Annotated in this window: 14 protein-coding genes; 4 read left to right on the top strand and 10 right to left on the bottom strand. The window is 38.6% G+C overall.

The features are described from left to right. Positions 1 to 20 precede the first annotated feature (20 nt). The gene (gene fdhD / locus ORD22_RS04920; protein ID WP_317644925.1) at positions 21 to 815 is read left to right on the top strand and encodes a formate dehydrogenase accessory sulfurtransferase FdhD; all 795 of its coding nucleotides are present in this window, start codon (positions 21 to 23) and stop codon (positions 813 to 815) included. A gap of 107 nt (positions 816 to 922) precedes the next feature. Here fdhD and ypfJ read toward each other — a convergent pair whose 3' ends face one another. Next, the gene (ypfJ, locus tag ORD22_RS04915; RefSeq protein ID WP_317644798.1) at positions 923 to 1,768 is read right to left on the bottom strand and encodes a KPN_02809 family neutral zinc metallopeptidase; all 846 of its coding nucleotides are present in this window, start codon (positions 1,766 to 1,768) and stop codon (positions 923 to 925) included. Positions 1,769 to 1,983: 215 nt separating this feature from the next. On the opposite strand from ypfJ, the gene serC reads away from it, so the two are divergent. Further along, the gene (serC, locus tag ORD22_RS04910) at positions 1,984 to 3,081 is read left to right on the top strand and encodes a 3-phosphoserine/phosphohydroxythreonine transaminase (RefSeq protein ID WP_411567618.1); all 1,098 of its coding nucleotides are present in this window, start codon (positions 1,984 to 1,986) and stop codon (positions 3,079 to 3,081) included. 47 nt (positions 3,082 to 3,128) lie between these two features. Here the strand turns inward: serC and ORD22_RS04905 are convergent, their stop codons facing one another. The 3 genes from ORD22_RS04905 to ORD22_RS04895 form a co-directional block, all read right to left on the bottom strand. Next, the gene (locus ORD22_RS04905; protein ID WP_317644795.1) at positions 3,129 to 3,980 is read right to left on the bottom strand and encodes an STAS domain-containing protein; all 852 of its coding nucleotides are present in this window, start codon (positions 3,978 to 3,980) and stop codon (positions 3,129 to 3,131) included. A 48-nt stretch (positions 3,981 to 4,028) separates the two neighbouring features. Further along, positions 4,029 to 4,454, bottom strand: coding sequence for a hypothetical protein (locus tag ORD22_RS04900; RefSeq protein ID WP_317644794.1), 426 nt, complete (start codon positions 4,452 to 4,454; stop codon positions 4,029 to 4,031). 87 nt (positions 4,455 to 4,541) lie between these two features. Beyond that, positions 4,542 to 4,811: a YqkE family protein gene (locus ORD22_RS04895; RefSeq protein ID WP_317644793.1), complete on the bottom strand. Its 270-nt coding sequence runs from the start codon at positions 4,809 to 4,811 to the stop codon at positions 4,542 to 4,544. Between the two features lie 128 nt (positions 4,812 to 4,939). Here ORD22_RS04895 and ORD22_RS04890 point away from each other — a divergent pair, with 128 nt between their 5' ends. Beyond that, positions 4,940 to 5,848, top strand: coding sequence for a hydroxymethylglutaryl-CoA lyase (locus ORD22_RS04890; protein WP_317644792.1), 909 nt, complete (start codon positions 4,940 to 4,942; stop codon positions 5,846 to 5,848). Beyond that, positions 5,845 to 6,768, top strand: a complete 924-nt coding sequence (locus tag ORD22_RS04885; RefSeq protein ID WP_317644791.1) for an alpha/beta hydrolase — start codon at positions 5,845 to 5,847, stop codon at positions 6,766 to 6,768. The genes ORD22_RS04890 and ORD22_RS04885 overlap by 4 nt, the downstream gene beginning before the upstream one ends. A 63-nt stretch (positions 6,769 to 6,831) precedes the next feature. Here ORD22_RS04885 and ORD22_RS04880 read toward each other — a convergent pair whose 3' ends face one another. The 6 genes from ORD22_RS04880 to yneA form a co-directional block, all read right to left on the bottom strand. Beyond that, positions 6,832 to 7,068, bottom strand: coding sequence for a YneF family protein (locus ORD22_RS04880; RefSeq protein ID WP_114925815.1), 237 nt, complete (start codon positions 7,066 to 7,068; stop codon positions 6,832 to 6,834). Positions 7,069 to 7,185: 117 nt separating this feature from the next. Beyond that, positions 7,186 to 7,626: a sporulation inhibitor of replication protein SirA gene (sirA, locus tag ORD22_RS04875; protein WP_317644790.1), complete on the bottom strand. Its 441-nt coding sequence runs from the start codon at positions 7,624 to 7,626 to the stop codon at positions 7,186 to 7,188. A 172-nt stretch (positions 7,627 to 7,798) separates the two neighbouring features. Further along, positions 7,799 to 9,805, bottom strand: a complete 2,007-nt coding sequence (gene tkt, locus ORD22_RS04870; RefSeq protein WP_317644789.1) for a transketolase — start codon at positions 9,803 to 9,805, stop codon at positions 7,799 to 7,801. Between the two features lie 108 nt (positions 9,806 to 9,913). After that, positions 9,914 to 10,150 carry a DUF896 domain-containing protein gene (locus ORD22_RS04865; protein ID WP_317644788.1) on the bottom strand — a complete coding sequence of 79 codons (237 nt, stop codon included), beginning with the start codon at positions 10,148 to 10,150 and terminating at the stop codon, positions 9,914 to 9,916. A gap of 66 nt (positions 10,151 to 10,216) precedes the next feature. Further along, positions 10,217 to 10,870: a YneB family resolvase-like protein gene (locus ORD22_RS04860; RefSeq protein WP_317644786.1), complete on the bottom strand. Its 654-nt coding sequence runs from the start codon at positions 10,868 to 10,870 to the stop codon at positions 10,217 to 10,219. Further along, a complete protein-coding gene (gene yneA, locus ORD22_RS04855; RefSeq protein WP_317644785.1) occupies positions 10,867 to 11,193 on the bottom strand; it encodes a cell division suppressor protein YneA in 327 nt (108 codons plus the stop codon). Before yneA ends, ORD22_RS04860 begins: the two co-directional genes overlap by 4 nt. Positions 11,194 to 11,306 lie beyond the last annotated feature (113 nt).

The following is an 11,306-nucleotide window of genomic DNA, read 5'->3' as shown; positions in this document are numbered from 1 at the left end:
ACCAAAACGGTCGATCTAGTGTGAAAAACGATCAAGTAGCTACAGAATTCGCGGTAACAATTAAGCTGAATGGCCAAGAGTTTGCGACCATCGTTTGTACACCAGAGTATATCGAGGATATGATAGTCGGCTTTTTGGCATCTGAAGGCGTTGTGCCAAAGTGGGAGCAAATTAAAGATATTCATTTGGATTTGGAAAATGGCTTTATTTACGTAAAAACAGACAAAGTCTATCCTTTCTTTGAACAATTACAGAATAAGCGCTATATCACATCATGTTGCGGTATGAGCAGACAAGGGTTTATCTTTGCAAGCGATGCGTTGACTGCTAAAAAAATGAATGACCGATCGGTACAGCTAACACCTGAACAAATTTTTTCTTTGATGAACGAGATGGAAGAACAGGCAGAAATGTTTCGGCATACTGGTGGTGTCCATAATGCGGCATTATGTGATCCAGATGGACTTCTTTTATCTAGAATGGACATAGGACGACATAATGCACTTGATAAAATATATGGACATTGTTTAAAGAACCAGATTCCAGTACGTAATAAAATAATCGTTTTCAGCGGTCGAATCTCATCGGAAATTTTATTAAAAGTAGCAAAAATCGGCTGCGAGATTGTTTTATCAAAGTCTGCTCCTACTGAATTAGCATTAACACTAGCTGAAGATCTTGGAATTACGACAGTTGGTTTTATTCGTGGTTCAACTTTTAATTTGTACACGCATCCTGAAAGAATCAAACTAGGCAACGCACAAATCCTTGATACATTTGCAACGGCCAATATTGATCCGTGTTCATATGAATAGATTACTTGATGTACAAGTAGTAATAGTTCCTTCTGCCATAACAATATTCTTGTAACGAACTAAATAACAAACGCCACTCGTTCAGATTAGGAATGAGTGGCGTTTGTTTATTTTTCTATTTGATTAAATGTGTCTCCGCCTTTAATTGTACCTAACTCAAATCCATGTTCAAACCAATAGATACGTTGTTTCGCTGAACCGTGGGTGAAGCTTTCTGGCACGACATAGCCCCTTGCTCTTTTTTGAATCGTGTCGTCTCCAACAGCTCCTGCTGCAGTAATTGCTTCTTGCAAATCCCCTTTTTCCAAGTACCCGCGACCTTGTGCATGATGTGCCCAGACACCCGCAAAGTAATCTGCTTGTAATTCAAATCGCACTAAGTATTTATTAAATTCTTCCTCACTCATTTTTTTCCGTAACGGCATGACTTGATCAGAAATCCCTAACAATGTTTGCACATGGTGACCTACTTCATGCGCGACAACGTAAGCCATCGCAAAGTCTCCAGGTGCTTTGAAGGAAGACTGTAGTTCATTGTAAAATTCCAAATCGATATAGAGTTTCCTATCACCCGGGCAATAAAAGGGTCCAGCAGCAGCACTTCCGTATCCACACGCTGTGTCCACCTGCCCTGTATAAAGAACCAATGTAGGGTTTTCGTATTGAAGACCTTGTTGCTGGAATAGTTCTGTCCAAATATCTTCCGTGTCAGCTAATACGACCGAAACAAATTCAGCTAATTCGCGTTCTTGTTCTGTCTCCACATAGGGCTGATCGGTCTTTGTAGCACTATTATCTAGTAAGTCTGTTGGGTTACCACCTAGTATTAAAAAAAGAATAATACCGACAATACCTAGGCCGCCACCGCCTAATGCAATAGCCCCTCCTCCGCCCCTACCTCTACCTCTTCTATCTTCAACATTTGAACTTTTTCTTCTGCCGTCTGTTTTCATGACATCTCCTCCACGACTTTCTTACGGTTTTATTAAATGTCGTATATCAACTATATATTTCATTTGCTAACAATTTACCCAAGTTTCCATGTAAACAAACAATAGCGCCATAAGATTAAAAGTGTATTTATTGTGAAACTACAGATATCTATTCCACATGTTCATTTTTTCATATATACTTTACCTTAGTGTTGTAAATTTATGAAGGAGTGATTTTGTTGAGTAACCAGAAGTCTGTATATAACTTTAACGCGGGTCCATCCGCTCTTCCACATGAAGTGTTAGAAAAAGCACAGTCGGAGCTCGTTGATTTCAAATCATCAGGAATGTCAATTATGGAGATGAGCCACCGTAGCGCTACTTATGAAGAAGTACATAATCAAGCAATTACACGCTTACGTTCATTGTTCTCAATTCCAGAAAACTATGAAGTATTATTTTTACAAGGTGGAGCAAGCCTTCAATTTGCAATGGTTCCAATGAATTTCCTTGCAGAAGGTAAAAAGGCAAGCTACATTATGTCTGGTGCTTGGTCTGATAAAGCACTTAAAGAAGGTAAAATGATTGGTGAAGTGTACGAAGCAGCTTCTACAAAAGAAACGAACTACAACCGTGTCCCTTCTACTGAAGAAATTCAGTATGATGAGCAAGATGCATATGTTCACATCACATCAAATAACACAATTTTCGGTACTCAGTTCCACGAGTTCCCTGAGACTGGAAACGTTCCGTTAATCGCAGATATGTCTAGTGATATTTTGTCACGTCCAATAGATGTTAGTAAATTCGGTATGATTTATGCTGGTGCACAAAAAAATCTAGGCCCTTCCGGTGTAACAGTTGCAATTATTCGCAAAGATTTATTGGAAAATGCAAATTCAACTATTCCAACTATTTTGAAATACAGTACACATGCTTCAAATAATTCACTATATAACACACCACCTTCCTTTGGGATTTATATGTTAGGTGAAGTGTTGGGATGGATGGAGCAACAAGGTGGACTAGAAAAAATCGCGAAGAATAACGAAGAAAAAGCAAAGCTAATTTATGATGTAATTGACAATAGCAATGGCTTCTATACAGGACATGCAGAAAAGAATAGCCGTTCACTTATGAATATTACATTCCGTGTAGCTGATGAGCAACTTGAAAAGCAGTTTTTACAAGAAGCAAAAGAAGCTGGATTTGTCGGCTTAAACGGACACCGTTCTGTAGGTGGATGCCGTGCTTCTGCATACAATGCAGTTCCATATGCAGCTTGCCAAGCATTACAACAGTTCATGGTAGACTTTCAAACAAAAAATCAGTAACGATCGTAAAAACCAGGTCATTCCAAAATAATGGAATGACCTGGTTTTTAATTTTCCATGATTTTAAATTCTTTTGCAAACGCTTGTTGCAGTGAACTAAATGTCTGGATATTTGAGAAATCTAGACCTAGTTCTGTTGAAGCATGTGCAATTTCCGGACGTATTCCTGTAATTGTGGATTTCGTGCCAAGTAATGCAAGTACTTGTGTAATCTGAAAAATCTGTTGAGCTACTAATGTGTCAATTACGGAAACACCTGACAAATCTATAAACAAATGAGTAATATCAGCTTCTAAACATTTCTCAGGAATACTTTGCAACATGATGTGCGCCCGTAATTCATCCATATCACCAATCAAAGGAACAACCCCAATGTTAGGTGTTAATTTAATGACTGGAGAGCTTAATTCATTAATCAAAGTCTGTTGGTGGTTAATTTTAGCACTCATGTATTCATTATAGGTTTCTGCGAAGTTTACATAAATTTGATCAAATGCTCTGTTAATCGTTTCACTCCAACGAACATAGTCTTGAATCGTAATACGCATTTCATTCGTAACATAAAAATCTTTTAAAAATCTCCAATACGTTAAACGTACATTGCTCAATGCTTCTAACACTTCTTCAATTGGCGTATTACTGTTCACTCTACTTAGTGCAACTACAGCCGCCCATTCTTTTTTGTTTTTCTCAAACAACACTGTGTCTTCCAATAAACTACTAGAAATCGTCAAAATCGTTAGTCTATTTTGCTCACGAAGCCTTTCTTCCATTTTCCCACTAGCCGTAAGTGAATAAATCGATCCTTCTTCCACTTTTCTCATCGCTAGCCACGCTTCTGTTATTTCAGGAAGTTTAGATACCAAGTATTCATATAACTCCAAATCAATCTGCTTCATATTATCCCTCCTGAACCGTACATTCATACTACTTATTATATAAACTCTTTATTGTATGCACACTAGTAATCGTTTGTTGTCAAAATCAAAGATATTTAAAATGATTCCAAACACGGTTATGTATTTATAAAGCGATTCATAGTAAATTAGACCATATTCTTTCTCGTACTCCGCTAGTTTATAAGGATACCCTACTTCGCTAGGAATGGGGAGATACTTCCACGGACGGGATGAATCCGCTGACTGTTCAGCGTGTGCTTTTAGTAGAATATCGTAAAGTAGTTTCACCTTTACTTTAGGAAATTCAAAATATGTAACCCCATCAATCTCTATAGGCAACACTACGTTTTTTCGGATCCACGCCACAACCGCATGTTCAATAGGCGCTTGGTGGACTTTATAAACCATTTCTTTCGATAACTGTAGTTGGTGGACTGCATTTTTTTCACAATACACTATATATAGAAATTTCATGATATCCCCCTATACTGGGTAACCCTTTAATGAATTGCCCTTTTACAATTCATTATAGCGTAACTACATGCTATTTGGTAAACTGACTTAATATTTTGCTCCACTGTCGCCATACTCTTCTAGTAACTCTTCAAAAGTTTTATTTTTTTCACGGTCTTTCCGTTCTTGTATTCTTTGTTCTTTTTCTTGCTCTTTTTTCTTTTCTTCAGCCACCGTTAAATGCTGCTTTGCATTTTTCAATTTCGCCAGTACGTCATCACTTACTAAATCCGAGAGGGAAGTCGCGGATTCATCTGTTACTTTCTGTTGTTGATTAGAATGCTGCTTATGTTGTTGTTTTTTCATTTTCTTAGCCATATTCCTCACTACTTTCTTTCATTTTGTATAGTCCGATCCCAACTCTTTTCATAACCCGAATTTAGTAAGCGTTTTGCATTGCCCTTACTCTTCGTTTTTACGTACAATAGTAAAAGGGAGGGATGATTATGTTTAGTTTACCAAAGAATGTGACACTAATCGAGGTTGGACCTCGCGATGGATTGCAAAATGAAAAAAACAGTATCCCGACAGAAGCAAAGCTATCCTTTATTCACGCATTACAGCAAGCAGGGATTCAAGAAATGGAAGTTACTTCATTCGTATCACCTAAATGGGTACCGCAAATGGCGGATTCCACAGTAATTATGCAGCAAGTAGTAAAAAAAGGTAGACAATTTGTCTTAACACCGAATGCTAAAGGAATTGCTACAGCAAAAGAAGCTGGCGCTAAGAGCATGGCAGTTTTTGTAGGCGTTAGTGATACATTTAACAAAAAAAATATTAATCAAACAACAGCAGAAAGTGTCGCTTCGTTACTGCCGTTAATTGACCAATTAAAAAAAGATGGATATTTCGTTCGCGCTTGCATTTCCACAGCTTTCCACTGTCCATATGAAGGATTTATTGCACCAGAGAAGACGTTGGACTTATGTCGGAAATTTAGCGACATAGGTGTGGATGAATTAAGCGTAGCCGATACAGACGGAATGGCAAATCCTGCAGCGAGCTATTCATTATTTCACTCGTTGAAAGAACAGTTTCCTAACGTATTAATCACCGCGCATTTTCACGATACACGTAAATTAGGTCTGGCGAATATTTACTCCGCGCTACAGGCTGGCATCGACCGCTTTGATACATCTGCTGGAGGACTTGGGGGCTGTCCATTTGCGCCTGGTTCAACTGGCAACGTAGCTACTGAGGATGTACTCTACTTGCTTGAATCGTTGCAAATTGATACCGGCTTAGATCGAGAAGCTATTTGCCGGGCCGTTGATATAGTAGCACCTTACCTATCCCGACCTATCGATACAGCCATGTACCAGTTATATAAGAGAAAGGAGAATGTTAGTTGAAGCGAAGACTTATCTTTATTACCGGAATTATTTCAAGTGTTTTCACGGCAATCCTGACGATTTTTGGTATACTCGTGACCAATCGAATGATGTATCTTAAAATTAAGGATTCAGAATTCATCTTGCAGCGAGAGGTGCTAGCCAAACGATTTGATCGTCAATGGTTTGAAACCGTTAGAAAAGATGATATGTGGATTCCATCGCCCAACGGCTATAATTTACGTGCTATTTTTTTACGCCCATTAGATACGACAAGAACGGTCGTAATCTGTCATGGTGTTACCGAAAACAAAGTGAACTCTATTAAATACGCTCGTTTATTTGAGCGATTAGGATTTAATTCTGTTATTTTTGATCATCGTCGGCATGGGGATTCAGGGGGGAAGACCACAAGTTTTGGATTTTATGAAAAGATGGATTTAAAAGAAGTCGTTTCAGCTGTGCGTGAAAGAGTCGGGAAACGCGCGCTAGTCGGAATACACGGGGAATCAATGGGAGCCGCAACGACGCTATTATATGCGGGAACGTACGAGGATGAAGCAGATTTTTATATTTCAGATTGCCCATTTTCGGACTTTTCTGAGCAACTTCTTCATATCATTCGAACTGAAATGCCTTTTAAGACTTCCATGAGTTTGCGTGTCGCCAATCTATTTTTGAAGATACGAGATGGTTACACATCAGCTGCTGTATCTCCAAGAGAAGTCATGAAATTCATTGATAAACCGGTGTTGTTCATACACAGTTTGGAAGACAAGTTCATTCTACCTCGTATGACAGAGGAATTGTATGAGTTAAAAGAAGGCGATAAAATGATGAAACTCTTTGCCAAAGGTGCTCATGCAAAATCCTATAATGATAACCCTGAAGAGTATGAACGTACCGTCCAAACATTTTTACATCGTTTTCGGTTATCTTAATAGCGATGATTTTTCTGCAAAACAAAAACTCCGTGTGGGCATAAGCCAATCACGGAGTTTTACTTATTTCTTTTTATCTGGCTTATCTTGTACTTTGTTCATTTGAGCCATCATTTGATTGATTTTCTTTTGTGAAGGTTTTTGTCCCATTTGCATCATCATCATTCGAAGCATTTGCTCGTTAATTGGTGGATTTTCCTTCAAATATTTCATCATATATCTACGTGCGATGAAAAAGCCAAGTGCTACTCCACCGATCAATGCGATGACGATCAAGACAATCGCTAGTATTAGATTCATTGTCATTGCTGCCATACCTCCTTCACTAAAAATGTTTCGATTGAATACTACCAAGAAGGATTATACAACATAGCAGCAGTGAATAGCAATGACTCTTGTTGAATTATGCGGAAGTTTTCACATCATTGTATTTTCTAGTATCATACGATCCGAATATTTTACCGGTTTTAGCCAACCACACTCTTCCTGTTCATTCATTACCGCGAAAAATCGATCAGTTGAGGTAGATAATGCCACAAATAAATCCAAGTCCAACATGCGAGAACCTTGACAATATACTTCGATGCAATGCGTCCCTAGCTTGATAAACACTTCTCCTTTAATCAGATGCGTCAAGCGATACTCATTATGATGGGAATCTATCTTATCGAAGCATTTGCTTAACTTCAGACGGATAATCTGATCTATTTCCATATCGTTGAGCTGATCACATAAATATTCAATCTCTTGATAGTTCGTAGAAGGACCCACTGCTAACAATTCAAATAACAAACGTTCACGTCCCATAATAAAGGATTGATATTCAGATTTAATTTTGAAGATTTCGTATTTCCTCATGACGAACACCCCCTGAACTTAATCATAGAGCTTGTCACATTAGAATCATGTCATTTCACGGAAAACTTCCTCACTATTATTGTCGTAAAGGTACGAATGAAAATTGCAATAAAAAAACACACCACCCTTCGCCTACTTACGAAGAATGGTGTGTAGAATAGTAGATAACTACTTATTTATTGACGAGTTCTGTCATTTTCTTCACTACGTTATCTACAGTAAAGCCATATTTCTCAATAACTAAATCTCCAGGCGCACTAGCACCAAATGTATCGATTGCCATAACAGCACCTTCATCACCAGCATATTTATGCCATCCGATAGAAGCACCCATTTCAATCGTCACTCTTTTCTTCACTGCCTTAGGAAGAACAGAATCTTTATACGCTTGGTCTTGTTTCTCGAACAAGTCCCAAGATGGCATAGAAACGACACTAACGTCGATATTCTGGGCTTTAAGAGCAGCTTGTGCTTCTACTGCCAAATTCACTTCAGAGCCGCTAGCGATTAGAATACCGTCCGCTTGCTCTTTCGTAGCAGGAGACACAACATATGCACCTTTTTGTACAGAATCCATTGCTAATTCTTTTGAATTAGGCAATACATTTAGATTTTGTCGAGACAAGACAAGAACTGTCGGTGTATCTTTTGATGAGATTGCCGCATACCAAGCTGCTGATGTTTCGTTACCATCTGCCGGACGAATGATTGATAGTCCAGGCATCGCGCGTAATGAAGCAAGCTGTTCTACTGGTTCGTGTGTAGGACCGTCTTCTCCAACAGCTACACTATCATGTGTAAATACATATGTGACTGGCAAGCCCATCAACGCAGAAAGACGAATAGCAGGTCGTACATAATCACTAAAGACGAAGAACGTTCCACCGAAGACAGAAACACCACCATGTAGTGCCATACCGTTCAGTGCAGTTCCCATCGCAAATTCACGTACACCAAACCAAATATTACGACCTTTATAATCCTCAGAAGAGAAATCTCCTGCATTTTTAATCGTTGTTTTATTAGAACCTGCTAGATCAGCACTGCCGCCAAATAAAGAGGGAAGAGCAGTTGCTAACGCATTAATTGAATCTCCTGATGCAGATCGCGTCGCTACTGATTGACCGAGTTCATATACTGGCATTTGCTCTTTTAAATCCGCAGGAAGATCGTTCGCAATCGACCGTTTCAATTGTGCAGCTAATTCTTTATGTTCGTTTTCGTATTGCTCGAACAAGTCATTCCATTGTTGCTCTTTTTGAACACCATTCACTTCTGCAGCTTGTTTAAAGTTATCATATACTTCAGTTGGCACATGGAATTCTTCTTCAAAAGTCCACTTATAATAGTCTTTTGTAAGAGCCATTTCCTCCTTGCCCAATGGTGCTCCGTGCACATCGGCTTTACCGGATTTATTTGGAGAACCATAACCGATCACCGTTTTAACTTCGATAATTGTCGGTCCGCCCGTATTTCCTTTTGCTTCTTCTATTGCTTTACCAACAGAATCGATATTATTACCATCATCTACGCGCACGTAGTTCCAGTTGTATGATTCAAAACGTTTTTTAATATTTTCAGAAAACGACATGTCTAGATCGCCATCTAAAGAAATATCGTTACTATCATATAGTACAATTAACTTATCAAGTTGTAGATGACCAGCTAGAGAAATCGCTTCCGCTGCCACACCTTCCATCAAATCACCATCTCCGCAAAGAGCGAATGTATGGTGATCGACAATATCAAATCCAGGCTTATTATATGTTGCAGCCAAATGTTTCTCAGCCATCGCCATTCCTACAGCCATTCCGATCCCTTGGCCTAGTGGACCTGTAGTAGCTTCTACACCAACTGTATGACCATACTCTGGATGTCCTGGTGTTTTAGAATCCCACTGTCTGAAATTCTTAATATCATCAATTGTTAAACCATAGCCGCTTAAATGTAGCAAGCTGTATAAAAGCATAGACCCATGTCCTGCTGAAAGCACAAAACGGTCACGATTGAACCATTGTGGATTTGCTGGATTATGATGTAGATGTTTTGTCCATAGCGTGTAAGCCATTGGAGCAGCCCCCATAGGTAAGCCTGGGTGTCCTGAATTTGCTTTCTCAATCGCATCGATTGATAATGTTCGGATTGTCGTTATTGCCAGTTGATCGATCTTTTCGGTCATTCTGTACATCCTTTCCGTCCTGTCTCATCTGAGTGTTTTATAGTACATATTCCTACTCTAGTGTAGTCAATTTTTATAAAAATTACAATGTAAATCAGCTTCTAGCCGTTAATTTAGCGGCTTCTGATTTTCTCTTGCTTCTTTAACTTTTTCAGGTGTGACATCATTTCCTTCAGAATCAATCACTTTTACAGATTCGATAGTTTCACGCATACTAGAACGGAAAGTTTCTAAATATTCTTTTCGTAATAGTGTTTGTTCCTTTGCTTCTTCAATCGATAGACCTGTTGTTTTCTTTTTATTCGCCAATTCATTAATACGTTTCATCTTCTTTTCTGACAACATATTTACACCCTCCAAAAAATCTTCATTAATTAAAATGTAAACAACATGGGGGAAAAGTGCAAACGATTAGTGTTCCCGCTCCTGAAACTCTTTATATCTCCGATGAACAGTAGCTTTACTGGCAGAATGACCTAGACCTTTCAAGACGTTAGCAATCTCTTCAAATGTCAATCCTTTACTACGTAGCGCGACAATTTCTTCCATAGGTAGTTCCAGCCTTTCTCTTCCAGGGCCTTGGTCGATAGAATGTAAATTCAATGAAGGATCATATCCTCTTCGAACCGCACGTTTCATTCCACGACGAATTTTTGCATTATGTAATTTACGTTGATATTCTTCTACGAGTGCTAAAATCTCAAGCAACATCGTATCCATTTCATTTAACTCAATCATGCCATTTGAATGGTTTGATATGACTGTCGTTTCACTTTTGGCAATAACGTGCAAAATAGCTACTCTTGCATTACCTCTACCTAATCTCGTCTCATCTTGAATGAATACAGCATCGATATCTCCCTTTTGTATCCGATCCAATAGTGAAAGTAATCCTTCACGATCCATATCATAGCCACTCTGACGATCTGTGAATACTTCCACACATTCATAGAAGAGTTCTTTAGCTAATTGCTCCAATTCTTCTTGTTGTCTAATAATTGATTGCTCTTGTGTCTCTTTTTCTGTACTGACACGGCAATAAATCACGCATTTCTTCTCTGTCATCTACCTTCCACTCCTAGTTCCGCGACGCGAGAATCGGTTCCTTTCTTTAGTTTAACAGGGAGACGTAATAATTCACCTGAGTTGATCTGGTCTGACGTTAATTCATTTAACGATCTTACTTGATCAATCCAGTGCTGCCTCGGTATACCATCAGAATAGCTAGATGCGAGTCCCCACAACGTATCTCCTTCATCAATAACAATTTCCATATAATGATCTTCCTCTGCCAACTGATCGAATTGATACCAAGCAAAAGATAGACAAACTAGTAAAAGTAACGCGAAGTAATAATTTTCTTTAATAAATTTCATTATGAAGTTCATAATAAGTCCTCCTCGAATTTTCATTTTAAGAATACATGTTCGTAGCACTTATTAGTAATTATAAGCGAACGTACGATTGCCTGTCAAGCGGAAATCAGAACCTTTGTTTGATT

The organism is Sporosarcina sp. GW1-11, assembly GCF_033088395.1.
Lineage (GTDB): Bacteria > Bacillota > Bacilli > Bacillales_A > Planococcaceae > Sporosarcina.
This window is presented reverse-complemented; position numbering and strand designations above follow the sequence as displayed.